The following is a 26,181-nucleotide window of genomic DNA, read 5'->3' as shown; positions in this document are numbered from 1 at the left end:
TATAAAACAAAAAAAGCTCCAAACAACGTTTGGAGCTTTTGTACTCAAGGCGGGACTTGAACCCGCACGAACATTACTGTTCACTGGATTTTAAGTCCAGCGTGTCTACCAATTCCACCACTCAAGCTTATATTCTTTGAAAATATAAAATCGATTTTGAGAATAATGCGATACGTTTCTGTATTGCGTTGCAAAGGTAGTATTAAATTTTAATTTCACAAGCTTTCTTAAGGAATACGGATGAAAAAAATACAGGGAATACGGTATATTGCTGAGGTAAGGAGGATTATCGGCCCGATAAATGTGAGGTTATTTTTTAAGCAATGACTTAAAAGAATATCTCTTCGGTAAAATCCAGCACTTCTGCCGCTTCAACATTGCGTTGTATCTCTTCAATACCTTTTGCAATACGCAATTCGGTGGTGAATTTTCTGCTGGTAGCGCAAATCTGATCCTGAACCACCACTCTGAAAAAATACTTGCCGCTGGAAGTCTTAAATCGGAGAAATAACATCTTCTCAAAATAGATCTTCATGATCTGGATGTCTCTCACGCATTCTACTTTCTGATTGTAGCTGGCTCCGGTTAAAATTATCTTACCTTTTCTGGAAGTGTAATTAAAACGATATTGTCCGTTTTCTCTTTTTGTAATAACAAATGCTCCCATTTAGTGCTGCTTTCTTGTAAAATTCGGACGGCAAAACTAACAAAAAAGTCCCGATTTACGGGACTTTTCTTTATGCTTCTTTCTGCATTTCTTTCTTTTTCGCTACGTCGTTTTTAACATAACTTGATTTGCAGTTCCAACCTCCTGAGCATGATGCTGATAAAACGGAAACAGAAATAATTCCCGCTAAAATTAATTTTTTCATGATTCTATTTTTGTATTATAAATTCTACTCTTCTGTTTTTGCTTTCCTGCTCTTCGGAACAATTCCCTTTGCATTTAAACTTTAATTGTGTTTTACCGTATCCTTTGTAAGCCAGGCGGTTCTCACTAACACCGTGCTGTATAAGATAAGCGTAAGCTGCTGCAGCACGTTTTTCGGATAAGGTCATGTTGTAATCTGCTTTTCCTTTGGAATCCGTATGCGCATTGATGTTGATCTTCATGTCCGGATTCGCTTCCAGGGCATCGATAATTTTGTTTAACGAAAGCTCTGATTCTTTTTGTAGCGATGCTTTGTTAAAATCGAAATAGATATTCTCAATTTCAATAGCGCTGTCTGTTATGTTGGCTTTTGTCTGAACCAGGGCAATGTGTTTGTTGTAATGTGTAGCGTTACCGTCCGGTTTGAAAAATATAGTATTTGGCAGGTAACCTTCTTTATTTGTTTCGATGCTGTAAGCCGATAGCGGATTCATTTTCAGGGCAATGTTACCATGAGCATCAGATGTTGTTTTCTTGATGATTTCGCCAAACTCATTTTTAATAACGATGCTGGCATTGGGTAAAGCAGTTTTAGTGATGCTTTCTTCTACTACGGCATTGAAATTTTGTTCTAATTCTACTAATTCGAATTTGTAAATGTCAAAATCGGACTTGTCGGCCTTCCTGTTCGAAGAAATATATCCCTTAGCGTTATTGCTGAAGGTAAACGCAATCTCATCATTATGAGTGTTGATGGTTTCTCCCAGGTTGGAACGATTGGTGATAGCCTTGTTTGTTAAAGAAACTCTGAAAACGTCATATCCGCCAAAAGTCTCGTGTCCTTTGGAAGAAAAATAAATGTATTTCTGGTCTGCAGTAGCATAAGGATATTTCTCGTCTTTATCGGAGTTTACCGTCGGACCCAAATTGGTTACATTTTTCAATGTTCCGTCAGCAAGTACATCGGCACTGTAAATATCAAATCCTCCAAAACCACCTTTCATATCCGACGCGAAATAAATCTTCTTGCCGTTAGCATTCATATAAGGCGTTTCGATTGAATAATCACCGTTTATTGATAGTTCCTGGATATCTTTCCAGTATCCTTTTGTTTCCAGGTCAAGCGTCGCCTTTTGAAGCGAATATTGATTAGGATTGTTTTCTTTCGCTTTTGTTAGGTAAATTGTTTTCTCATCCGGTGAAAAAGTCACTCCGCCTTCATCGGTATCGGCATCCAGTAATTTCGAGAAAATAACCGGACGTAAAAGATTTCCGTTTTTGTCAAGATCGGTACAGAAAAGATTGTTGTAAGGCGTGTTTGTTACCGGATCAACGGAAACTTTGGCAAACCCTCTTTTTTTGTTAGACAAAATAAGGTACTTGTTCATAAAGAAAGCTGTTCCTACTTCGGATAACTCAGTATTTACGCCTGAATCGAATGTAGTAAAGCTTAAACCGTTACTTTGCGGTAATTTATATGTTTTATTGGAATTACTCTGCCCCTGGGCGAATAATTGTGATGAAAATAATAAAGAACAAACAATAATTTTGAAGGGTTTCATTTTGCTATGTTATCAACGTTTCTGGTATAATCTTTATGGATGTGACGAATATATACCCGATTATTATGATTACGTTAATAAATCTTTAAACGGATGTAAATAATCGATAAAGTGCAACGGTGTAAAATAAAGACTACAATTTGAGAATTTCGTAAAACTTTAAGAAATAACAAAAGTGCGTGAAAATGTGATATTTATATAAATAAAAAAAGCTCCAAACGTTAGTTTGAAGCTTTTGTACTCAAGGCGGGACTTGAACCCGCACGAACATTACTGTTCACTGGATTTTAAGTCCAGCGTGTCTACCAATTCCACCACTCGAGCATTGTAAGGTAGTTGAGCGAAAAACGGGATTCGAACCCGCGACCTCAACCTTGGCAAGGTTGCGCTCTACCAACTGAGCTATTTTCGCATTTTCATTCTCTTTTTGAACTTCGCTATACTTGTTCTGTATTGCGGATGCAAATTTAGTACATAAATCTAATTACACAAGAAATATTCAGAAAAAAAACAAAACTTTTTTTTAATTTATTGATAACCTTTGGTTTAAAAATAAATTATTTTTTGGTTAACATCCGTTTAATCTCGTTTAGCTTCATTAAAGCCTCCACAGGAGTCAGCGTATTGATGTCAATATTGAGAATCTCTTCTTTGATTTCTTCCAGTAGCGGATCGTCCAGATTGAAAATACTCAGCTGCATTTCCTCTTTATCCGACTTAACACCGGCTAAAGCTTCGCTCGAATGATCTTTTTCCAGTTTCTTTAATAACTTCTGGGCTTTCTGGATTACCGTTTGCGGCATACCTGCCATTTTAGCCACATGGATACCAAAACTGTGCGCACTGCCGCCTTTTACCAGTTTACGGATAAATAATACCGTATCCTTTAATTCCTTTACGGAAACGTTGAAATTCTGAACCCCTTCAAAGATCACTTCCATCTCATTTAGTTCGTGGTAATGTGTGGCAAACAATGTTTTTGGTTTTGCCGGATGCTCATGTAGATATTCGGCAATGGCCCAGGCAATGGAAATACCGTCATAAGTACTCGTTCCGCGGCCGATTTCGTCCAGAAGAACAAGACTTCTGTTGGAAATATTATTCAAAATAGAAGCCGTTTCATTCATTTCCACCATAAACGTCGATTCTCCCATCGAAATATTGTCGGAAGCGCCCACACGGGTAAAGATTTTATCAACTATGCCCATTCGCACACTTTCAGCCGGAACAAAGCTGCCCATCTGTGCCAGTAATACAATAAGGGCCGTCTGGCGCAATATCGCCGATTTACCCGACATGTTCGGTCCGGTAATCATGATAATTTGCTGCGTTTTGTTGTCTAAGAAAACATCATTGGCAATATAAGGTGTACCCACTGGTAACTGCTTTTCAATTACCGGATGGCGTCCGTTTTTAATATCCAGTTCAAAACTCTCGTCCAGTACCGGCTGTATATAATTGTTTTCGATTGCCAGCTGCGTAAAAGAGGTAAGGCAATCCAGCTGCGCCACTAAATTAGCGTTTAGCTGAACTACTTTGATATAAGTCGAAATCCAGAGTACCAGCTGTTCGAATAATTCTACTTCCAGTTTGTAGATCTTCTCTTCAGCGCCCAGGATTTTGCTTTCGTATTCTTTTAATTCTTCTGTAATATAACGCTCGGCATTCACCAGGGTCTGCTTGCGGATCCATTCGGCAGGAACTTTGTCTTTATGTGTGTTACGAACCTCAATATAATACCCGAAAACGTTGTTAAAGGATATTTTTAAAGAAGGAATTCCGGTTTTCGAACTTTCGCGTGCTTCCAGTGCTTCCAGGTATTCTTTTCCGGAAAAAGCGATACTGCGCAGCTCGTCCAGTTCTTCGTGGATTCCGGTTGCAATAGCATTTCCTTTATTGATCGAAACCGGTGCTTCCGGATTTAAAGTTGCTTTGATTTTTTCACGCAGTACTTCGCAGGCGTTTAATTTGTCTCCGATATTTCGCAACGAAGCATTGGTGCTTTCCATTGCCAGCGTTTTGATCGGGACAATAGCATCCAGCGAGTTGCACATGTATACAATTTCACGTGGACTTACTTTTCCGGTAGCTACTTTTGAGATCAGACGCTCCAGGTCGGATATCTGTTTGATCTGGTACTGTACTTTCTGTAACTCGTCTCCGTTTTCCTTGAAATAAGCCACTACTTCATGGCGGTCTTTAATGCGCTGCGCATCTTTCAGCGGAAGTGCCAGCCAGCGTTTCAGCAAACGGCTTCCCATAGGCGAAAGCGTTCTGTCGATAACGTCTAAAAGCGTTACGGCATTCGGATTCGTACTGTGGTATAATTCCAGGTTCCGGATTGTAAAACGGTCCATCCACACATAGGCATCTTCGGCGATACGGTGAATGGAAGTGATATGTTGTATTTTGTTATGCTGTGTTTCCGATAAATAATATAAAATAGCTCCCGAAGCGATTAAGCCCTCCGGAAGTTCTTCAATACCAAACCCTTTTAATGAATTGGTCTGGAAATGATTCGTCAGCGTTTCAAAAGCATAGTCTTCTTTAAAGATCCAGTCTTCCAGGAAGAAAGCATGGAAGTTTTCGCCAAAAGCCGCCTTAAACTGATTTTTATGGTTTTTCTGAACTAGGATTTCACTCGGACTGAAATTCTGCAACAGCTTGTCGATATATTCTTCATTACCCTGTGAGGTTAAAAACTCTCCGGTAGAAACATCAAGAAAAGATACACCTAAAAGTTTTTTGCCAAAATGAACGGAAGCCAGGAAGTTATTGGATTTAGAGCTAAGCACTTCATCGTTTAGCGCTACACCCGGAGTAACCAGTTCTGTAACCCCGCGTTTCACGATGGTTTTGGTCATCTTGGGATCTTCCAGCTGATCGCAAATCGCAACACGAAGTCCGGCTTTTACCAGTTTGGGTAAATACGTATTTAACGAATGGTGCGGGAATCCGGCTAAAGCGGTTTCAGAATCCGAACCGGCACCGCGTTTGGTCAGGGTGATTCCTAAAATCTGGGAAGCACGAACAGCATCATCACCAAAAGTTTCGTAAAAATCACCCACACGGAACAGCAAACAGGCATCGGGATATTTCCTTTTGATTTCATTATATTGCTTCATTAGGGGCGTTTCTTTCGGAGTTTTTTCTTTTGTTGACAAGGCTTAAAGATTTAAATATTCGTAAAGAGCGAAATTAAGGATTTTTTATAATAGAAAAATAAGATGTTTTGAACATAATGTTTTAAAAGCAAAAAGAAAAACATTCGGGGATTCTGTCAAATTTTATAATTAATTTTGCCCTCAATTATTTACAACAAGATGAGAAAACTTGCCAATAGCGAATTAGAAAGAAAGAATGTAGCGGAATTTAAAGAAGCGGAAAAAACACCAATTATCATTATACTGGACGATATCCGCAGCCTGCACAATATCGGTTCGGTTTTTAGAACAGCCGATGCTTTTTTAATTGAAAAAATCTATTTGTGCGGTATCACGGCAACGCCTCCCAATAAAGAGATCCACAAAACCGCATTGGGCGCAACCGATACGGTAAGCTGGGAATATGCCAAAGACGTGCTGGAAGTAATTGAAAACCTGAAAAAAGAAGAGGTTGCTGTTTTTGCGATTGAACAGGTGGAACACTCCGTTTTATTGCAGGATTTCACACCGGAAACCGGTAAGAAATATGCGTTGGTTTTTGGAAACGAAGTAAAAGGCGTTTCGCAGCAGGCAATCCATGAATGTGACGGAACAATTGAAATTCCGCAATTGGGTACGAAACACTCGTTGAATATTTCGGTTAGTGCCGGAATTGTGGTTTGGGATTTGTTTAAAAAACTGCAGTTTCCCGGTTAAGACTGCATTTTTTCCTGGATCTGTTCCAGAATGCTCAGGTAATCTTCCTGGTTTTCCACAAAATCATAGTCGGAAACATCAATAACCAACACATTAAGGCTGGTCTGCGATTTGATATAATCCAGATAGCCGCGGTTAATTTTGTCCAGGTATTCTGCGGGAATTTCCTGTTCATAAGAACGGCCTCTTTTCTTGATGTTTTGCAGTAAGCGTTCCGTGTTTTGGTAGAGGTATACATACAGTCCCGGTTTGGGCATTTCTTTATAGATAATGTCAAACATGGTTTTATACAGGCGGAACTCGTCCGACCCTAACGTCACTTTTGCAAAAATCAGCGATTTAAAAATGTGATAGTCGGCAACGATAAAATCTTTAAACAAATCAAACTGTGCCAGGTCATCCGACAACTGCAAATAACGATCGGCTAAAAATGACATTTCCAGCGGAAACGCATAACGGGCCTGATCTTTATAGAATTTGGGTAAAAACGGATTGTCGGCAAAACCCTCCAGAATTAGTTTGCCGTTAAAATCTTCGGAAATTTTGGTAGCCAGAGTCGTTTTTCCGGCGCCGATGTTGCCTTCAATTGCAATATAATTAAAATGATGCATTTCAAACTTCTCCACCGGAGAAACAAGCTTGCCGGCAATTGTGCAGTGGCTGGTGTCTGCTGTAGTGGCGATTAGCTCTGAAATACTTTTCTTTAAAACCGGATGTTCCCATTCCAGATTTAAATCTTTAAAAGGCAGTAATACAAAAAGACGGTTTTGCATTTGCGGATGCGGAATCGTCAGTTCGTCAGTAGTTATTACCGTTTCGTTAAAAGCAATAATGTCTACATCGATCATTCGTGCCTGGTAACCTTGCTGTTCGTTCCGGGTTCTTCCCAGCTTTTTTTCAGCAGAAAGAATCTTTTTAAGGATGGTTTCGGCAGAAAAATAAGTGTGAAGTACAATGGCGCAATTGTAAAAAGCATCACTTTCAAAACCCCATGCGGGTGTTTCGTACAGGCGGGATACGCGAATTACGGTTCCTATACTTTTGTGGATCAGATTGATACACTGCTGGATGTTCTCCAAACGATTTCCCTGATTGCTTCCTAATGATAATACAACTTGATTCTGACTGCGCATACGGCAAAATAACTAAAAGAATTTTAGAATTGGAGTATATTTGTGGGAAGTGTTGATAAGTTCTTGATAAAGCCGGGCCAAACAGCTTTCTTTGACTTCTTTTGTAACATTTATCGAAAAAAAACTACTTATAGTAAAAAGAAATAAAATGAAATTTATAGGAAATGTAATCGCAACTGTAGTCGGACTATTCGTTTTTTTTATGATGTTGTTTTTTGGGATTGTGCTGATCGGAGCAATCTTTGGAGGCGATAATGATAAAATAAAAGTAAAAGATAATTCCGTTATAGAACTGGATTTGTCTGAAGTGACGCATGATTATGGCGGAAAATTTAACTTCACCGATTTTAATTATTTTGAAGCAAAACACGATGGTGTAGTCGATGTTTTAAATGCAATCGATGCGGCTAAAAAAGACGATCGGATCAAAGGGATTTCTATTGTAAACAATGCTTCCATGCTGGGAATGGCACAAAGAAAAGCCGTTCGTAACAAACTGGAAGAATTTAAAAAATCAGGAAAATTTGTTGTGGCTTACGCCAATGCCTATACGCAGGGAGAATATTATTTAGACTCTGTTGCCGATACACTTTATGTGAATCCGGTGGGAGAACTGGACTTTAAAGGACTGTCTACAGAAATCTTATTCTTCAAAGATTTTCAGGAAAAATCAGGGATCAAGATGGAAGTTATCCGTCACGGAAAATATAAAAGTGCTGTAGAACCGTTTCTGGAAAACGAAATGAGTCCGGCAAACCGGGAACAAATGACCGTTTTATTAAACTCTGTCTGGACAACGGTAGTTGACGATATTTCGAAAAGCAGAAAAATACCGGTGGACAGCCTGAATGTTATTGCAACAAATCTTGGAGCAAGAACTCCGGAAATGGCAAAAAACAAAAAACTGATCGATAAAATCGGTTATGAAGACGAATTCCATGACGGTATCCGTAAAGCCTTAAAAGTTGAAAAAGGAGAAGAATACAATAAAGTGAACATACTGGATTATGCCCGTAATGTAGCGACGACCAATGAGGAGTATTCAACGAAAGACAGAATTGCCATTATTTATGCACAGGGTGAAATTTTATCAGGTGAAGGGGATGTAACCTACATTGGTGAAGGTTCAATGCGACGTTCTTTGGAAGCGGCCCGTAATGACGATAATGTAAAAGCGATTGTTTTGAGAATCGACAGCCCGGGTGGAAGTGCCTTAACATCGGAACTGATCTGGAGAGAAATTGAACTGACCAAAAAGAAAAAACCGATAGTGGTTTCCATGGGTAACCTGGCAGCTTCCGGCGGATATTATATTGCCTGCAATGCCAATACTATTTTTGCAGAACCCAATACAATCACCGGTTCTATCGGGGTATTCGGAACCTTGCCGAACTTTAGTCCGCTGGCTAAAAAAATAGGGATCAATGCCGAACAGGTAAGAACCCATCAGAATGCATCCGGATACAGCGTTTTTGAACCGATTGACGAGAACTACAAAAATGTGGTTTTAGAAGGTGTGGAAAACATCTATAAAACATTTGTAAGCCGTGTGGCAACCGGAAGAAAAATGACTTTCGCACAGGTAGACAGCATTGCGCAGGGACGTGTCTGGGCAGGAAGAGATGCAATCAAAGTAGGATTGGTCGACAAAATGGGCGGTATGGATGAAGCCATCAAACATGCAGCTTCTTTAGCCAAAATTAAAGAATACAAAACGGAAAGTTTCCCGGAATATGATAAAACGCTGCAGGACATGCTTCACAATTTTACCGGAATATCCATGTTCCAGGGAAGAGAAGCTTTGATCAAAGAGCAGATAGGTGAAGAAAGCTACCAGATTCTGGAGCAGATCAGAAAAGCCAATCAGCAAAGAGGCGTACAGGCGTTAATGCCGTTCCAGTTAGTGATCCGCTAATCCCCAACGTACTGTAGAAAAATGCTACAGCACAAACATCGGTAATCGTGTTGAAAGAAAACGGGTTCCGGAAACGGACGTAATAACGTACTATTCAACGATTTTTATACTAAACCAACTTATTTTCTGTTCGCATTAAATAAGTTGGTTTAATTTTTGTAGTAAATTCGTAAGATAAATATTTCGAGTTATGTTAAAGAAAATTCTAAAAGGTTTCGGTGTGTTTTTATTGCTGTCAATAATCACCTTAGCCGCTGTTCCGTTTTTGTTTAAAGACAAAATAAAAGAATTGGTGGTAAAAGCCATTAATGATAAAGTGGATGCCAAAGTGGCTTTTGATGATGTGGATTTAAGCCTGTTTAAGAGCTTTCCGAACGCAAATGTCACCATTGATAAGATCAGCATCATTAATAAGGCGCCTTTTGCCGGCGATACCTTGTTTTATGCCGGAGAGGTAAATCTGAAAATGTCCATTAAGGAACTCTTTAAAAAAGACGGGGAAACGATGAAAGTAGACGGATTCTATTCCGAAAACGGAGTCGTGAACATCATCTTCAATAAAGACGGTGTGGGAAATTTTGACATTGCCTTAAAAGATGAAAAAGAAAATGACCCTTCAGAGAGTAAACCGTTTGCGTTGAACCTTAAGAAATATGAAATAAAAAACCTGCGATTCACATATCTTGATGAAAAGTCAAAAATCAAAATGGTGGTCGATAGCCTGGATCATGAAGGAACCGGTAATTTTGCCGCGCAAAAGCTGGATCTGGTAACAAAATCATCGGCAAAATTATCATTGGTGATGGATAAGATGCAATACATGAAAAACGTATCGCTGAATCTGGATGCTGTTTTGGGTATTGATCTGGACAAACAAAAATATACCTTTAAAGAAAATAAGGCGTTGATCAATCAGCTGCCGTTGGAATTTGACGGATTTATTCAAATGCTGAAAAACGGGCAGGAATATGACTTGAAATTCAAAACGCCTACATCATCCTTTAAAAACTTCCTGGGACTGGTTCCGGAAGCCTATGCCGGCAACCTGAATACGGTTAAAACAACCGGTGATTTTAAAGTAGACGGAACGGTTAAAGGAGCGCTTACCGATACAACAATCCCGAAATTCAATATTGAAATAGCCTCCAATAATGCTTCCTTCCAATATCCGGATTTGCCGAAATCGGTTCAGAATATTGTAATTGATACCCGGATCATAAACGAAACCGGATTGATGAACGATACGTATGTAAATCTGGATAAATTGTCGTTCCGGATCGATCAGGATGTTTTCAATGCGAAAGCAAACATTAAAAATATTTCACAAAACGCTTTGGTAAATGCCGAATTAAAAGGCGTTATCAACCTGGCTAATGTGACAAAAGCCTATCCGGTGAAACTGGAAAAACCGTTGTCGGGGATTCTAAAAGCCGATGTAGTGACCAAATTCGATATGAAATCGGTGGAAACCAGCCAGTATCAGAATATCCAGAATTCCGGAAATATCAGCCTTACCGGATTCAACTATGCCGGTCCGGAAATGGCAAAACCAATTCAGATCAAACAGGCAACCGTTGCCTTTAATCCGAATCAGATCCGTTTGAACCAACTGGATGCGGTAACCGGAAAATCAGATATTAAAGTAACCGGAACACTGGATAATTTCTATGGTTTTGTATTTAAAAAACAAGTGCTGAAAGGAAACTTTACCATGAACTCCAACCAGTTGTTAGTGTCCGATTTTATGACGCCAACAACGCCTGAAGCGACAAAAGGTAATGCGAAGCCGAAAGAAGCTGTGAAAATTCCGGCCTTCCTGGATTGTGCCATTACGGCAAATGCCAATACGGTGGTGTACGATAACCTGACCCTGAAAGCTGTTTCCGGAAAAATGATCATTAAGGATGAAGCGGTAAAACTGGAAAATGTGAAAACCAATATTTTTGACGGTCAGATCGGGGTAAACGGTACTGTTTCGACTAAAGGAGCTGTGCCGTCCTTTAATATGGATTTAGGACTGAATACCGTGGATATTGCCAAATCGTTTACGCAGCTGGATATGTTGAAATCCATTGCGCCTATCGCCGGAGTTATTAGCGGTAAACTGAATTCGACCATTAAACTGTCGGGTAACCTGGATGCTAAGGAAATGACGCCGGATTTAAAAACAATTTCCGGAGATTTAGTAGGGCAATTGCTTTCGACTTCTGTTAATGCGAAAAATTCCAATTTACTGAATGCGCTGGACAGCAATTTAAAATTCGTAGACCTGGACAAGCTGAACCTGAACAACCTGAAAGCCCATTTGTCGTTCGATAACGGAAAAGTAAACGTAAAACCGTTCGATATTAAATACCAGGATATCAAAGTAACGGTTGGCGGACAGCACGGTTTTGACCAGAGCATGAATTATAACCTGAAGTTTGATGTTCCGGCCAAATACCTGGGATCGGATGTGAACAAGCTTCTGGCAAAATTATCGCCTTCAGATGCAAATAAAATAGAAAGCGTACCGGTAAATGCTATCTTAACCGGGAACTTTAAAAGTCCTAAAGTATCTACCGACTTAAACCAGGCGGTTACCAATATTTCGAACCAGTTAATCAAGCAGCAGAAAGACAAGCTGATTAACCAGGGAACCGGAGCTTTGGGAAACCTTTTAGGAGGAGGGAAGAAGAATACCGGAACCGGAACTACGGCCGATACGACCAAAACAAAACCGAAAGACGATATTAAAAATGCCGCAACAAATGCCATTAAAGATTTGTTCGGTAAGAAGAAAAAACAAGAATAAAGAAAAAGCCCCGCAATTGCGGGGCTTTTTTTATAGCGTGATTTTTACAACATAACCTTCAAAAGTACGGATGTTAAAAACGGTGCCGTCTTCAAAAAGCAGGTATTGTCCTTTAATACCGGCTAATTTTCCGTTAAAAACAGGTGTTTTGTCAAGGCTTAAACTGTTTACTTTTTTAGGGTATTGTAAAACGGGATATTCCAGATGGTACATTTTTTCGGGTGTTGTATGGAAATACTCTTTTACTTCATCGGGTAAAAGCGGTTCCAGTTTGTTGCGTTCGGAAATAATATCCATGGCTGGAATTTCATTCTGAAGCATTTTCCGCCAGTTTGTTTTGTCCGAATAATGATCCTTTAAAGCAACTTCGGTAATTCCGGCCAGGTAACGGTTCGGTACTTCTACTATCGGAACAGCCTCAATGGCGCCCTGATCGATCCAGCGGGTCGGAACCTGTGTTTTTCGGGTTACGCCCACTTTTACTTCACTCGAAAGTGCCAGGTAAACGATGTGCGGCTGTAACTGTACTCTTTTTTCATATTCCAGGTCGCGGTCTTCAATGTCCAGATGTGCGGTGCTTAGCTCCGGTTTCATGATCCAGTCTCCGGCTGAGGCACTCGACATAAAGCAGTCGTAGCAAAAACCCTGTCTGAAAATCTTTTTTTTCTTACCGCAATTCAAACATTGGTATCCCTGGAAGGAAATCTCCATTTCTTTATTGAGTAATTGGTTGACATTCAAAAAGCTATTTTCGAAAACAAGATAATATTGGATCGGGTTTCCTATTTCCGTTTGCATTTTTGTAAGTACGCCTTCGTATTGCATTTTGTAAATTCAGATTTAAGAGTTAGGATTTGCAGGTTAACAGCGTCGTTACTGCGGTTTTTTTATTATTTTTGGTAATGTTGTAAAAGTACAAACTTTGATTTGAATTATCCCAAAAACAAATCTTCTTAACCGGAATCTAGTATTATGGCATTAACAATAATTAACTCAATTGCTTCTTGGATATTAAAAAAGAGAATTCACCAGATGGAATTGTTTCTTAAATACCCGAATGAAGTACAGGAGGAATTGCTTTTTAGTTTGCTGAGAACAGCAGAAAACACAATTATTGGCCAGAAATATGAGTTTGGAACAATTAAGAGCTACAAGACCTTTTCGGAGCGTATTCCGGTATCGACCTATGAAGAGCTCGAACCGCTGATCGAAAGAACCCGGAAAGGGGAGCAGAACGTTTTCTGGAACACGCCTATCAAATGGTTCGCAAAATCCAGCGGTACCACCAATGCTAAAAGCAAATTTATTCCGGTGAGTAACGAAGCGTTGGAAGACTGCCATTATAAAGCCAGTAAGGACTTGCTGTGCCTGTATCTGAATAACAATGAAAGCTCACAGCTGTTTACGGGTAAAAGCCTGCGATTGGGCGGCAGTAAGCAGTTGTATGAAGATAACAATACTTTTTTCGGCGATCTTTCGGCGATTCTGATTGATAATATGCCTTTTTGGGCAGAATTCAGCAGTACGCCAAGTAATAAGGTTTCCCTGATGAGTGAATGGGAGTCCAAAATACAGGCGATCATTCACGAAACGGTTCTGGAAAATGTAACCAGTTTTGCCGGTGTTCCGTCATGGATGCTGGTGCTGTTGAACCGCGTACTGGAAGAAACCGGAAAAACCGATCTGTTTGAACTGTGGCCTAATGTTGAGGTTTACTTTCACGGAGGAGTGAGCTTTGAACCGTACCGGGAACAGTACAAGCGGATCCTGCCGAAAGCGGATTTTAAATATTATGAGATCTATAATGCTTCCGAAGGATTTTTTGCCATCCAGGATCTGAATAATTCCGATGATTTACTGCTGATGCTTGATTACGGGATTTTCTATGAATTTATCCCGATGGATACTTTTGGAACCTTACAGCAGCGAACCATCCGGTTATCGGAAGTGCAGCTGAATAAAAACTATGCGGTAGTGATTACGACCAATTCCGGTTTGTGGCGCTATTTAATAGGGGATACAGTTCGTTTTACTTCGCTGAATCCTTATCGTATTAAAGTTACCGGAAGAACCAAGCATCATATCAATGTGTTTGGAGAGGAATTGATGGTGGAAAACACAGACAGGGCAATCGCCAGGGCGTGTCATGAAACCGGCTCGGAAGTGATTGATTATACGGTAGCGCCTATTTTTATGAAAGGACGCGAAAAAGGAGCGCATGAATGGATGATCGAGTTCCGTAAAAAACCGGAAAACATAGAGCTATTCCGTAAAAACCTGGATGAAGCCCTGCAAAGCCTGAATTCCGATTATGAAGCAAAACGGTATAATAATATGACACTGAATCCGTTAGTGTTGAATGTGGCGCGAACGAATCTTTTTTATGATTGGTTGAAAGAGCAGGATAAACTGGGAGGACAGCACAAAATACCAAGGTTGTCCAATAGCCGGGAATATTTAGACAGACTGAAAGCATTGCAATATATCCAAATAGAATGATGATATGAAAAAAGTGATAGGTTTCCTTGTGCTGGGGGCAGTTCTTGCCTCCTGCGGTCCCAAACGGATGGGGTGCGGACCAAGAAGATGTGAGGTAAAAACAATCGGGCATCCATCGGATAAAGTAATACAGAAAGCTACCGAAAGGGCATAAAAAAACCTCGCTATTGCGAGGTTTTAAAATTCTTAGAAAGTTCTAATTATTTTTTTGCAGCGTCAGCAGCAGGAGCAGCAGCTTCAGTAGCTGGAGCAGCAGCAGCGTCAGTAGCTGGAGCAGCTTCAGTAGTAGCAGCAGCAGAATCAACAGTAGTAGCAGCAGCTTCTACAGCCTCTTCAGCAGGAGCAGCAACTTCTTCAGTTACAGGCTCTTCAGTTTTAGTTTCTTTACAAGAAACGAAAGAAACACTCATCATAGCTACTAATGCTAAGCTTAAAACAACTTTTTTCATCTTACTAAATTATAAAGGTTAATTATTAATTCGGAGCAAAGATATAAAATTTTTAATACGTAATAATATTTCGTAAAATATTTTTTCGCTCCGGTTTACTTTTTTTTTGAAAAATCAGATAATTATGGTCAAAAACGCCCGATTTCAAAGGGTTTAAGTGTGTAACTATCTGATTTTTAATGTTTTGTTAAAGTGTTAAAAAACGACTATTTTTTCTTGTTTTGTACCAGTTTCATCTCGTCAACAAGGTGTTTTGCGCCTGCATATTTGTCAATAATGAACAAAACATAGCGGATGTCCACCATAATGTTGCGGCAAATCGCCGGATCGTAGTAAATATCACTCATCGTTCCTTCCCAAACACGGTCGAAATTCAGTCCGATTAAGTTACCTTCCGCATCCAGAGCAGGGCTTCCGGAATTCCCTCCGGTAGTGTGGTTGGTTCCGATAAAGCAAACCGGCATTTTGCCTTTTTCGCCATATTGTCCGTAATCTTTATTGTTGTATAAAGTGATTAGTTTTTCCGGTACGTCAAACTCATAATCACCCGGTACATATTTTTCCATGACACCGTCCAGGAAAGTCATCGGTTCATACACTACCGCATCGCTTGGGTTGTATCCTTTTACTTTACCATAGGTTACACGCAATGTGCTGTTTGCATCCGGGAAAAGACGATCGTTAGGGAATAACTCCAGTATCGCTTTCATATAGGTGCGTTGTAAAGCAATATTTTTCAGATTTAACTCGTCATATTTTGGTGCTACATTTTTGTTGTAGCTGTCTGCCATTGCTTTTACCGTTTGATAGCCTTTGTCCTGATTGATTTTTTCAATAACCGTTTTAGCATCACCGCTTAATAATTCTTTTAAACCGTTATAGCTGGTCAGTTTTGATTTTCCGTACACTTCTGCCGTCAGGTTTTTAGCATCAACCGTGTTGAAAGCTGCCGGTAAAAATTGTTTTGGCGACTTTGTGGAGTATAAGGTAATTAACTGTTCGAAAACTTTTTCATCAACATTAGCATTGAAGTCTTTATACAAATCTTCAAAACCGGCGATAAGATTGTTTTTTCTGTCGTTAAAAGCTTGTTCTCCTTTAGCGGTATACACCTGCTCTAATTGGTACAGACGGTGTCCGAAGCTCAGTAATTCAGTATTTCTTAGCACTACTTCTGTGAAATAATCCCTGCTCAGGGCATACGGAGCAATGTCGGCATAATTCTTTTTAAAGTCAGCCAGTAAGTTTCCGTATTCGGCTTGTTTGCCGGATTTGTTCACTTTGTTCTGGAAGTCTTTTTCAAATTTCTGTTTGATGGCAACCGCATTGGATTTTTTTAAACCTTTGGTTTCTCCGATCCATTTTTTCCAGTAGTTGGCAATACTGGCATATTTGGAAGCATACTGGATTTTGATAGCATTGTCTTTACGCATAAATCCGTCCTGTACTTTTAAAGCCGCATCACGAACTTCAATTTTTGCAGGATTCAAGTCGTTTACAATCTGCTCCACAGCATACGATGGCAAATATTCCTGGGTTCTGCCCGGATATCCCATTACCATAGTAAAGTCGTTTTCCTTAACCCCTTTTATAGAAACCGGGAAGAAATGTTTTGGTGTATACGGAACGTTGTCTTTGGAATATTCCGCCGGACGGTTGTTTTTGTCGGCATAGATCCGGAATAAAGAGAAATCTCCGGTGTGGCGCGGCCAAACCCAGTTGTCTGTATCCGAACCGAATTTTCCGATAGATGAAGGCGGTGCACCAACCAACCGAACGTCTTTATAGGTTTCCGTTACAAAAAGGATGTATTGGTTTCCGTCATAGAAAGTTCTGATCTTGTTTTCCTGCCAGGATTCTTTTGGCAATGTTCTGCTCAGTATACCGATGTTTTCCTGAATTTTCTTTTGTTTGTCCAATTCGTTAGGAAGTGCGGCAACACCTTCTAACACCTTATTGGTTATATCTTCTATTTTTACAATGAAGGTTACCACCAGGTCTTTGTTTGGTAATTCATCTTCCATTTTCATAGCCCAAAAGCCATTTGTAAGATAATCATGGTCGATTGTAGAGTGCGACTGGATCTCGCCATAACCGCAATGGTGGTTGGTTAAAAGTAAACCTTTTGAGGAAATCACTTCGGAAGTACAGCCTCCGTTAAAATGCGGAACCGCATCTTTTAAACTGGATTTGTTCACATCGTAAATATCGGCTGCCGATATTTTCATCCCTAAGTTTTTCATCTCCTTTTCGTTCATTCCTTTTAGTAAGGAGGGAATCCACATTCCGCCTTGCTGGGCGTAAACGGGTAAAACGAACAATACGACAAGTAGTCTTAAAAATTTCATCTGTTTGTTATTTATTTGTTTGTAATGAATCAGCCGGAACGCTGTAATGAGCTTTGGTTAAAAGCACATCATAGGGTTACCGGTATTAATTGATTTTTGGTGTTTATGCTACAATATATTTCATCATTTTACGATGATGTACTGTAAAATTCTGGGCAAGATACAATTTTTGAGCATTTTCGTTATGGTTTTCCACTTCAAGGTAGATTACTTTTAACTTTAATTTAAGAGCTTCTGCTTTTATAAATTCGATTGCCTGTTTCCCGATTCCTTTTCCTCTTGCCTTTTCGGATAGGTATAGTTCATCCAGAAAAGCATACCGGCCTTTGTATTCAAAACTGAATATAAAAGTGATAATGGTATAGCCGATCAGTTCGTTATCGGAATAGATCAGCCAGGCTCTTCCCAGGTTGTCATTACTGATAAACTCTGTAAACAGCGCTTCCGAAGTTGCCGGGTCGATATGGTAATTATCGATGGCATAAAAATCACGCATCAGGGTTACTGCTTCAGGAATGTCTGCTTTGGTTAACGGTTTAAAGATGGTGCTCATGTATAATGTGGTTTAAAATACTATTGGTTGCGTTTTTATTCATCTGTACGAAAGTGCTGCAAATATGCCCTTTTTCATAACGAATGTCCACATTGCGGATCAGGTCGGTGAACGCTTCGTTCAGTTCCTGCTGACCGGAAATGGAAATACAGCCTTCCATGTTCACCAAAGCGGTGGCTTCGGCAAAATGGGAATAGTTGGGACCAATTACAATGGGTACGCCAAAAGTGGCCGGTTCCAGGATGTTGTGTACTCCGGGATTTCCAAAGCCGCCGCCAACGTAGGCAATGTCGGCATAACTGTAAATCCTGGTCAGTATGCCTATGGTGTCGATAATAAAAACGTCATAACCGGAAAGGTCTTTTCCTTCTTTTTTAGAAAACAGTACCGTTTTTTTGGTAATGCTGTTTTGTAAGGATAATATTTGTTCCGGTTTGATATTGTGTGGTGCGATGATGAATTTTACCGCATCGCTCGTGTTGTTGATATAATTAACCAGCAGGGTTTCGTCTTTTGGCCAGGAACTGCCAATCACAATTGCCGGACTGTCGTTTTTAAAGCTTTCGATGAAATCCAGGGTATTGTCGCGTTCCAGTATTGCAGCTACGCGGTCAAAACGGGTATCGCCGGAAACTTTTACGTTCGAAAAACCAATGCTTTGCAATAGTTGTTTGGATTTTTCATTCTGTACAAAAAAGTAGTTAAAGCTTTTCAGCGCATTTCTGTAAAAAGAGCCGTACCATTTAAAGAACGATTGTTTTTCCCTGAAAATCCCCGATATCAGATAGGTCGGGATATTCTGCTTTTTCAGCTCGTTCAGGTAATTCGGCCAGTATTCGTATTTAATGAAAAAAGCCATATCGGGATGAACGGCTTTCAGGAAAGCTATAGCATTGCTTTTGGTGTCCAGAGGCAGGTAAACCGTGGCATCGGCAGTAGTATTGTTCTTTCGTACTTCGTAGCCGGATGGCGAAAAGAAAGTAACGACAATTTTATGACCGGGGAACTTTTCTTTTATTTTTTCCATTACCGGAAGTCCCTGTTCGTATTCTCCCAGTGAAGCGGCATGAAACCAGATCGTTTTGTCAGATGGCTGTATTGCCGTTGCTAATGCCGGGAAAACAATTTTTCGGCCTTCCACAAAAAGTTTGATTTTCGGACTCAGTAAAGCAATGAATTTCAGGAGGAAACCAACGAATTGAACTAATAAATCGTAGAGAAAAAACATAAGCGAAAATTTGTGTCGCTAAATTACGGTTCTTTACGTTAATTTGATTGGTGTAAACTCATTAAATGACTATTTTTGCTTGTTTTAAAAACTTTTTTTCAGATGAAACAGGTCTTGTAATGACGTTTTTTCATTACAGTCTGAAAGCATGTGACAATAAAAACAATACGTAAACAGATGAAAAAAATACAAATGGTTGACCTGAAAGGTCAATATGAAGCGATAAAAGAAACTGTAAATCAATCCATCCAGGAAGTTCTGGATACCACAGCTTTTATAAACGGTCCGCAGGTACACCAATTCCAGAAAGCATTAGAAGATTATTTAGAAGTAAAGCACGTTATTCCATGTGCTAACGGAACCGATGCCTTGCAGATTGCCATGATGGGGCTGGACCTGAAACCGGGTGATGAGGTAATTACCGCCGATTTTACTTTTGCTGCAACCGTGGAAGTGATTGCATTATTGCAGTTAACACCGGTTTTGGTAGATGTGGAGGTGGATACTTTTAATATTTCGGTAGACGCAATTAAAAAAGCGATTACGCCAAAAACAAAAGCGATTGTTCCGGTTCACATGTTCGGACAGGCGGCCAATATGGAAGCAATTATGACTTTGGCAGAAGAACACAACCTGTATGTAATTGAAGATAATGCACAGGCAATCGGAGCCGATTATAAATATGCAGACGGAACAAAAAAGAAAGTGGGAACAATCGGCCATGTAGCCTCTACTTCTTTCTTCCCGTCAAAAAATTTAGGCTGCTATGGCGATGGCGGTGCTATTTTTACCAATGATGATGAACTGGCTTATAAATTGCGCGGTATTGTAAACCACGGAATGTACGTGCGTTACCATCATGATGTAGTGGGGGTTAACTCCCGCCTGGACAGTGTTCAGGCAGCGGTTTTAAATGCAAAACTGCCCAAACTGGATGCTTATAACGAGGCGCGCCAGCTGGCGGCTAAAAAATATGATGCGGCTTTAGCCAATCATCCGGATATTATTACTCCTTTTGTAAAAGGTGAAGACGGAAGTCATGTGTTTCATCAATATACTCTGCGCATCCTTAATGCCGACAGAAATGCTTTAATGCAGCATTTACTGGATAAAGGTATTCCTTGTGCCATTTACTACCCGATTCCGTTACACAGCCAGAAAGCTTATACCGATTCCCGTTACAAAGAAGAAGCATTCCCGGTAACCAATGAATTGGTTAATGAAGTAATTTCCTTGCCGATGCATACAGAATTAGACGATGAGCAAATTAAATTCATAACCGACAGCATCCTGGAATTCTTAGGATAGTATTCGTTAAAATCTGGTTTAATACTAAAAAATAAATGAGAATAGTTGTAACAGGAGGTTTAGGTTTTATAGGTTCACATACCGTAGTAGAATTATACAATCAGGGTTTTGAAGTGGTTATCATCGATAACCTGTCCAATTCGTCAATTGATGTTTTGGAAGGTATTGAAAAGATCACCGGGGAAAAACCGGTATTCGTACAGCTTGATTTGCGCGATAAAACAAGTGTAGCCGGTTTTTTCAAACAGTATGCCGATGTTGCCGGAGTGATTCATTTTGCCGCTTCAAAAGCAGTGGGCGAAAGTGTCGAAAATCCGTTACTCTATTATGAAAACAATATTGGCGCGCTGGTTTATTTGCTGCAGGAATTGCAGCAAAAAGAGCAGTCGTGTTTTATTTTCAGTTCTTCCTGTACGGTTTACGGACAGGCGGAAAAAATGCCGATTACCGAAAGTGCTTCAGTACAGCCGGCCATGTCGCCTTATGGCAACACTAAACGAATAGGTGAGGAGATCATCCGCGATGTGGCAAAAGTGTCCGGGATAAAGGCTGTTTTGCTGCGATATTTTAATCCTATCGGGGCACATGCCACGGCAGAAATAGGCGAATTGCCGGTTGGTGTTCCTCAAAACCTGGTGCCATTCATTACCCAGACGGCAATAGGTTTGCGAAATGAATTGTCAGTTTACGGCGATGATTATCCAACAGCCGACGGTACCTGTGTTCGCGATTATATCCATGTAGTGGATCTGGCAAAAGCACATGTTGTGGCGATGAAGCGCCTGCTGGAAAATAAAAACCTGGAAAAAGTGGAAACCTTCAATGTGGGAACCGGAACGGGAAGCTCTGTTCTGGAAGTGATCCAGGCTTTTGAAAAAGTAAGCGGAAAACCACTGCCCTATAAAATTGTAGGCAGGAGAGAAGGAGATATTGTAGAAGCCTATGCCAATACAGACAGAGCCAATGCGGTTTTAGGCTGGAAAGCCGAAGCAACGCTGGAAGAAGCTCTGGGTTCTGCCTGGAAGTGGGAACAGAAAATAAGAAATAAGTCATAAAAAAAGCCCGGTTTAACCGGGCTTTTTTTATTATCGTACTGGCTGATCTAAAATCAGATCCAGGTATAGATTAATCTTGTCTTTCAATTCTTTTCTCGGTGTGATGAAATCAAGGAAACCATGCTCTAAAAGGAATTCAGATGTCTGGAATCCTTCCGGTAAATCTTTCCCGGTAGTATCTTTAACAACACGAGGTCCTGCGAAACCGATCAAAGCGCCCGGCTCGGCAATATTAACATCACCTAACATCGCATAAGAAGCGGTTGTTCCTCCGGTAGTCGGATCGGTACATAAGGAAATGTACGGGATTTTTGCTTCTGCCAATTGCGCTAATTTAGCCGATGTTTTGGCTAACTGCATTAGTGAGTAAGCCGCTTCCATCATACGGGCACCACCGGACTTGGAAATCATTACAAAAGGAACTTTGTGTTTGATAGAGTAATCGATCGCACGGGCAATTTTTTCTCCTACTACAGCTCCCATAGAACCACCAATAAAGGCGAAATCCATACTGGCAACAACCAGGTCTTTCCCTTTCGATTTTCCAACAGCCGTTCTTACCGCGTCTTTTAACTTGGTTTTTTCGATAGCGTCTTTTAAACGATCACTGTATTTTTTAGTATCCACGAATTTTAATGGATCTTTAGAAGTCATGTTGGCATCCAATTCTTTGAATTCATTATTGTCAAATAAGATTTCAAAATATTCTTTACTGCCAATACGAACATGGTATCCGTCTTCCGGACTTACCCAAAGATTTTTAGCTAATTCTTCTGAATCAATGATTTTTCCGGTTGGAGATTTGTACCAAAGTCCTTTAGGAACGTCTTTTTTATCTTCTGTTGCGGTTTGAATTCCTTTTGCTGTTCTTTTAAACCAAGCCATAGTCTTAAATTTGAATTAATCCCGAATGGTGTTTACTTTAAATTATAAAGTGTTAACGTTATTCAGGTCTTTAAACGCTTGCTCCAAGCGTGTGTTAAACGTAATTTCTCCTTCACGAACCCATTTTCTAGGGTCATAATGTTTTTTGTTAGGAACTTCTTCTCCTTCCGGATTCCCGATTTGAGTTCTTAAATAATCTATTTTTTCAATAACATAATCACGAACACCTTCTGTAAATGCAAACTGCAAATCGGTGTCGATATTCATTTTGATTACTCCATAGGTAATCGCTTCTCTGATTTCTTCTAATGTAGAACCGGAACCGCCGTGGAAAACAAAATCAACCGGATTATGGCCAGTGTTGAATTTTTGCTGAACATACTCCTGTGAATTTCTCAGGATTTTCGGGGTTAGTTTTACATTTCCGGGTTTGTAAACACCGTGAACGTTTCCAAATGCTGCAGCGATTGTGAAACGAGGGCTGATTTTCATCAGTTCTTCATAAGCAAAAGCTACTTCATCCGGCTGGGTGTATAATTTTGAACTGTCCACATCAGAATTGTCCACACCGTCTTCTTCACCGCCGGTAATACCCAATTCGATTTCCAGTGTCATTCCCATTTTGCTCATACGTTCTAAATAACGCTTAGAGATCTCAATGTTCTCTGCAATCGGCTCTTCGGAAAGATCGATCATGTGAGAGCTGAACAACGGTTTTCCGGTTTGTTTGAAATGCGTTTCACTGGCATCAAGCAGGCCGTCAATCCATGGCAATAAATTTTTAGCACAATGGTCTGTATGTAAAATTACCGTAGCACCATAAGCTTCTGCCAGCGTGTGAATGTGTTTTGCTCCTGCAATTGCTCCTAATATAGCCGATTTCTGCCCTTCGTTAGAAAGTCCTTTTCCGGCATTAAAGGAAGCGCCTCCATTTGAAAACTGAATGATAACAGGTGCGTTTAATTTAGCAGCAGTTTCCATAACACCGTTGATAGTGCTTGATCCTGTTACGTTTACAGCTGGTAAGGCAAAGCCTTTTTCTTTTGCATAATTAAAAATCTCCTGAACCTGATCGCCTGTCGCTACTCCTGGTTTTATATTATGAGCCATTGTGTTGTTGTTTTAGTTTATTTCGACAAAAATAATAATTTCTAAAATTAGAACGGATAATTAATTCCAATATTTAAGACGGCACGGTTTGGAACGATATCTTTAAACCATCTTTCACTCATTGCTTTGGCCGGATTGTAGGTTTTAAAGCCCACATCCAGACGGATTACAAAGAAGTTCAGGTCGTAACGGAAACCAATTCCGGTTCCTAATGCCATATCTTTTAACGATTTGAAGCCTTCAAATACACTTTCTTCATCGGTCACGTTGTCAAAAACGTTCCAGATATTACCGGCATCGGCAAAAAAGGCACCGTTTAATTTTCCGAAAATATTAAAACGGTATTCGGCACTTAACGCGATTTTAAAGTTAGCCTCATTGAAATCGTTTAATCCGCCGCTGCGCCCCGGGCCTAAGCTGTAGGACTGCCACGCTCTGTTGTCGTTCGAACCTCCGGCAAAATAACTTCGGGAGAACGGAATGGAGTTGGAGTTGCCATAGGGAATGGCTAATCCCACAAAACTTCTTGCGGCAAGAACCTGCTTGCTGCCAAAATCCCAGTTTTTGATAAAGTCTAATTCCCCTTTGATGTATTGTGAATATTCTACGTTAAAAAATTTCTTTCGGCCGTTAATGTCCGGTTCCTGGTTTTGTATTTTGGAAAACAGGCTTAAAACATTTCCGGCAGATTCTAATTTCGTTTTAAACGTAAAGAAGTCATTGTCCGTAATGTTTGTTCTGCTCGATTTGGTATAGGTAATGTTGGACGCAAGTATCAGGTTGTTTTCGGTCAGACGCAAACGGCGTTCTTCAATACTGCGCACCACAAAATAATCATTGTCGTTTTGGGTCAATACCGTTTGCCCGTTTAGGACATCATTGATAAAACCGGCAGTTCCGCCTCCGGCTATGGTCAGGTTACCTTCGTTGTCCAGATAGCTGCCATCGTTGTTGTAAACGTGTGCCAGATCGTTCAGTCGGTTATAGGATGAACGGTAAACGCTGAAATAATTCCCCGGGTTTACGTTTCTCACATATTGCAGGTTTACCAGGTCAAAACGGATATTGGTGTTTCTTTTCGGATTCCAGGTATAGTTGAATATTCCGGTAAAGTTCTCTTTGTCCAGTCCGATGTTTTGCTGACGCGACATACCAAAACTGATCTGTGTGGTCGGAAGCGTATTTTTCGGGATGATCTTTTCGGTATTTAAAGGGAAAAAGATCCTTGGAAAGGATAGTTTTACATCGGCTCCGTATTCGGAAATATTGAAAAATACATTGTTCGGATTCGCAAGGTCACGGGAGGAACCAATATTCCCTCTAAGGGCGATTTCCAGAATTTCGGCACCACGGAAAATGTTACGTATCGATAGGGAAGTACTACCCAGTATACCAAAATCCTGAATGTTGGAATGCATGAAATCAGCAGTAGCATTAAAGTTGAATTTCTTTCTTGGCGACAAAACGATATTGGCAATCAGCGACGTTCCGGTAGTATCGGTTTTGTCTTCTTCATACTCAATGTTCGGATAGTTGAAAACGCGCAGATTACTCAGGGAACGGGACGTTAACTGTCTTCTGAAATCGCTGAATTTACTTCCTTTGGTGATGAAAATAGCATCGGTAATTGCTTTCGGGCGGTAATTCAGCTTGTCAGAACTGTATATGTTAAAGTTGTTGTATGTAATACTGTCGGCAACTTTTTCTTTGCTTTTATTGTTGCTGTTCCCGGTAAAGATGTTTACCTGGCTGATGGTGTACAGTTTAAAAGGAACTTTAATTAATGAATCTCCTTTTTTTATCGTCTGGTTGTCAATAAGAAAATCCACATTTGCCTTATGTCCGGTCGCCACGGTATCCACATCATATTCGATGTTGGTTTCCTGGAAATAGTAAGCGCCGTTATTTCTGAAATTGGTGGCAATACGTTTTCGCTCGTCAATAAAATTCTGGGAATTGTATTGTTTTCCTTTAACAATCAGGGACTGATCCTTGATTTTGTGAAACAACGAATCCAAAGCCGGTGTTTTAATAGATGTGGTGATACTGTCAATAATGTAGGGAGCACCCAGCTTAATGTTGTAGGCTATTTTTCCGCGTTTGTTTTCCAGCGAATCGATCTTATAGCTCACTTTACTGTTAAAATAACCGCTGTTGAAATAGTAGGATAAAAGGCGGTTTCGGGATTTTTGCGATTTTGTTTCGTCAATAATCACCGGCGGTTCTCCTGTTTTTTTAAGGAAGGTGCTGGCACCGGAAACAAAAAAAGACTGTCCTAGTCGCTGCACTTGTTTTTCAGATAATAGATCTTTTAAAAACTGGTGGCGTTTCGGTTTTTTTTGCAGCCATAACTGATAGTCGGCTTCGGGGCTTTTTCGGGCTAAATTGTACATTTGAAGTCTAAGACGGTAGCCCAGGATCGAACTGTTGGGTTTCTGGTAAAGCTGATTGAGGATTGCCTCGCTTTTTTCCTTTTTCCCGTCTACATTTACAGTATTCTCAATTAAAAGATACTGACCCTCGGGTACTCTTTTTACAAGAGAACAAGAGTATAAAATTGCACCTAATACAAGAAATAGTGCTATTTTTGATAAATTATTTTTCAAATCGT

Annotated in this window: 20 protein-coding genes and 3 tRNA genes; 7 read left to right on the top strand and 16 right to left on the bottom strand. The window is 40.1% G+C overall.

Going from position 1 to position 26,181, the window contains the following annotated elements:
* Positions 1 to 41: 41 nt before the first annotated feature.
* The 7 genes from BGO42_RS01895 to mutS form a co-directional block, all read right to left on the bottom strand.
* Positions 42 to 127, bottom strand: a tRNA-Leu gene (locus tag BGO42_RS01895).
* Positions 128 to 328: 201 nt separating this feature from the next.
* The gene (locus tag BGO42_RS01890; protein WP_177731948.1) at positions 329 to 667 is read right to left on the bottom strand and encodes a YegP family protein; all 339 of its coding nucleotides are present in this window, start codon (positions 665 to 667) and stop codon (positions 329 to 331) included.
* A gap of 70 nt (positions 668 to 737) precedes the next feature.
* Positions 738 to 872 (bottom strand): hypothetical protein, encoded by a 135-nt coding sequence (locus tag BGO42_RS01885; RefSeq protein WP_262888438.1) that lies wholly within the window; start codon positions 870 to 872, stop codon positions 738 to 740.
* Positions 873 to 876: 4 nt separating this feature from the next.
* Entirely contained in the window at positions 877 to 2,433 is a 1,557-nt protein-coding gene (locus BGO42_RS01880) for an OmpA family protein (RefSeq protein ID WP_177731951.1), read from the bottom strand.
* A 238-nt stretch (positions 2,434 to 2,671) separates the two neighbouring features.
* Positions 2,672 to 2,757: transfer RNA gene (locus BGO42_RS01875), tRNA-Leu, on the bottom strand.
* A 15-nt stretch (positions 2,758 to 2,772) separates the two neighbouring features.
* A tRNA-Gly gene (locus BGO42_RS01870) sits at positions 2,773 to 2,845 on the bottom strand.
* Positions 2,846 to 2,990: 145 nt separating this feature from the next.
* Entirely contained in the window at positions 2,991 to 5,597 is a 2,607-nt protein-coding gene (gene mutS / locus BGO42_RS01865) for a DNA mismatch repair protein MutS (protein WP_273245529.1), read from the bottom strand.
* 159 nt (positions 5,598 to 5,756) lie between these two features.
* Here mutS and BGO42_RS01860 point away from each other — a divergent pair, with 159 nt between their 5' ends.
* Positions 5,757 to 6,293, top strand: a complete 537-nt coding sequence (locus BGO42_RS01860; protein WP_273245531.1) for an RNA methyltransferase — start codon at positions 5,757 to 5,759, stop codon at positions 6,291 to 6,293.
* On the opposite strand, the gene folK is transcribed toward BGO42_RS01860, so the two are convergent.
* Positions 6,290 to 7,426 carry a 2-amino-4-hydroxy-6-hydroxymethyldihydropteridine diphosphokinase gene (folK, locus tag BGO42_RS01855; protein WP_273245533.1) on the bottom strand — a complete coding sequence of 379 codons (1,137 nt, stop codon included), beginning with the start codon at positions 7,424 to 7,426 and terminating at the stop codon, positions 6,290 to 6,292. The two genes, BGO42_RS01860 and folK, sit on opposite strands and share 4 nt — an antisense overlap.
* A gap of 148 nt (positions 7,427 to 7,574) precedes the next feature.
* On the opposite strand from folK, the gene sppA reads away from it, so the two are divergent.
* Entirely contained in the window at positions 7,575 to 9,341 is a 1,767-nt protein-coding gene (gene sppA, locus BGO42_RS01850) for a signal peptide peptidase SppA (RefSeq protein ID WP_273245535.1), read from the top strand.
* A gap of 190 nt (positions 9,342 to 9,531) precedes the next feature.
* Positions 9,532 to 12,135 (top strand): AsmA family protein, encoded by a 2,604-nt coding sequence (locus BGO42_RS01845; RefSeq protein ID WP_273245537.1) that lies wholly within the window; start codon positions 9,532 to 9,534, stop codon positions 12,133 to 12,135.
* Positions 12,136 to 12,165: 30 nt separating this feature from the next.
* Here BGO42_RS01845 and BGO42_RS01840 read toward each other — a convergent pair whose 3' ends face one another.
* On the bottom strand, positions 12,166 to 12,960 hold the full coding sequence (locus BGO42_RS01840; protein ID WP_177731970.1) for a DUF2797 domain-containing protein: 795 nt from the start codon (positions 12,958 to 12,960) through the stop codon (positions 12,166 to 12,168).
* Between the two features lie 147 nt (positions 12,961 to 13,107).
* On the opposite strand from BGO42_RS01840, the gene BGO42_RS01835 reads away from it, so the two are divergent.
* Both BGO42_RS01835 and BGO42_RS01830 read left to right on the top strand, forming a co-directional pair.
* Positions 13,108 to 14,634 (top strand): GH3 auxin-responsive promoter family protein, encoded by a 1,527-nt coding sequence (locus tag BGO42_RS01835; protein WP_273245539.1) that lies wholly within the window; start codon positions 13,108 to 13,110, stop codon positions 14,632 to 14,634.
* Positions 14,635 to 14,638: 4 nt separating this feature from the next.
* Positions 14,639 to 14,788: a hypothetical protein gene (locus tag BGO42_RS01830; protein ID WP_177731976.1), complete on the top strand. Its 150-nt coding sequence runs from the start codon at positions 14,639 to 14,641 to the stop codon at positions 14,786 to 14,788.
* Positions 14,789 to 14,834: 46 nt separating this feature from the next.
* Here the strand turns inward: BGO42_RS01830 and BGO42_RS01825 are convergent, their stop codons facing one another.
* The 4 genes from BGO42_RS01825 to BGO42_RS01810 form a co-directional block, all read right to left on the bottom strand.
* Positions 14,835 to 15,083, bottom strand: a complete 249-nt coding sequence (locus BGO42_RS01825) for a hypothetical protein (RefSeq protein ID WP_273245541.1) — start codon at positions 15,081 to 15,083, stop codon at positions 14,835 to 14,837.
* Between the two features lie 206 nt (positions 15,084 to 15,289).
* Entirely contained in the window at positions 15,290 to 17,431 is a 2,142-nt protein-coding gene (locus BGO42_RS01820; protein WP_273245543.1) for a S46 family peptidase, read from the bottom strand.
* A 103-nt stretch (positions 17,432 to 17,534) separates the two neighbouring features.
* Positions 17,535 to 17,984 carry a GNAT family N-acetyltransferase gene (locus BGO42_RS01815; protein WP_273245545.1) on the bottom strand — a complete coding sequence of 150 codons (450 nt, stop codon included), beginning with the start codon at positions 17,982 to 17,984 and terminating at the stop codon, positions 17,535 to 17,537.
* Complete coding sequence (locus BGO42_RS01810; protein WP_273245547.1) at positions 17,968 to 19,212, bottom strand: 3-deoxy-D-manno-octulosonic acid transferase; 1,245 nt, start codon at positions 19,210 to 19,212, stop codon at positions 17,968 to 17,970. The genes BGO42_RS01815 and BGO42_RS01810 overlap by 17 nt, the downstream gene beginning before the upstream one ends.
* A 177-nt stretch (positions 19,213 to 19,389) precedes the next feature.
* Between BGO42_RS01810 and BGO42_RS01805 the strand changes: the two genes are divergently transcribed.
* Positions 19,390 to 20,520: a DegT/DnrJ/EryC1/StrS family aminotransferase gene (locus BGO42_RS01805; RefSeq protein ID WP_273245549.1), complete on the top strand. Its 1,131-nt coding sequence runs from the start codon at positions 19,390 to 19,392 to the stop codon at positions 20,518 to 20,520.
* Positions 20,521 to 20,555: 35 nt separating this feature from the next.
* Positions 20,556 to 21,575 carry a UDP-glucose 4-epimerase GalE gene (gene galE / locus BGO42_RS01800; protein ID WP_273245551.1) on the top strand — a complete coding sequence of 340 codons (1,020 nt, stop codon included), beginning with the start codon at positions 20,556 to 20,558 and terminating at the stop codon, positions 21,573 to 21,575.
* Positions 21,576 to 21,605: 30 nt separating this feature from the next.
* Here galE and accD read toward each other — a convergent pair whose 3' ends face one another.
* From accD to tamL, 3 genes are read right to left on the bottom strand one after another with little or no spacing between them, the layout of a single operon-like run.
* On the bottom strand, positions 21,606 to 22,460 hold the full coding sequence (accD, locus tag BGO42_RS01795) for an acetyl-CoA carboxylase, carboxyltransferase subunit beta (RefSeq protein ID WP_177731993.1): 855 nt from the start codon (positions 22,458 to 22,460) through the stop codon (positions 21,606 to 21,608).
* Positions 22,461 to 22,502: 42 nt separating this feature from the next.
* The gene (fbaA, locus tag BGO42_RS01790) at positions 22,503 to 23,570 is read right to left on the bottom strand and encodes a class II fructose-bisphosphate aldolase (RefSeq protein ID WP_177731995.1); all 1,068 of its coding nucleotides are present in this window, start codon (positions 23,568 to 23,570) and stop codon (positions 22,503 to 22,505) included.
* Between the two features lie 47 nt (positions 23,571 to 23,617).
* Complete coding sequence (tamL, locus tag BGO42_RS01785) at positions 23,618 to 26,176, bottom strand: translocation and assembly module lipoprotein TamL (protein WP_273245554.1); 2,559 nt, start codon at positions 26,174 to 26,176, stop codon at positions 23,618 to 23,620.
* Positions 26,177 to 26,181 lie beyond the last annotated feature (5 nt).

It is taken from the genome of Flavobacterium sp. 40-81, from assembly GCF_001898245.1.
GTDB lineage: Bacteria > Bacteroidota > Bacteroidia > Flavobacteriales > Flavobacteriaceae > Flavobacterium > Flavobacterium inviolabile.
The sequence above is the reverse complement of the archived record's forward strand: the minus strand, read 5'-3'. Positions and strand labels throughout refer to the sequence as shown.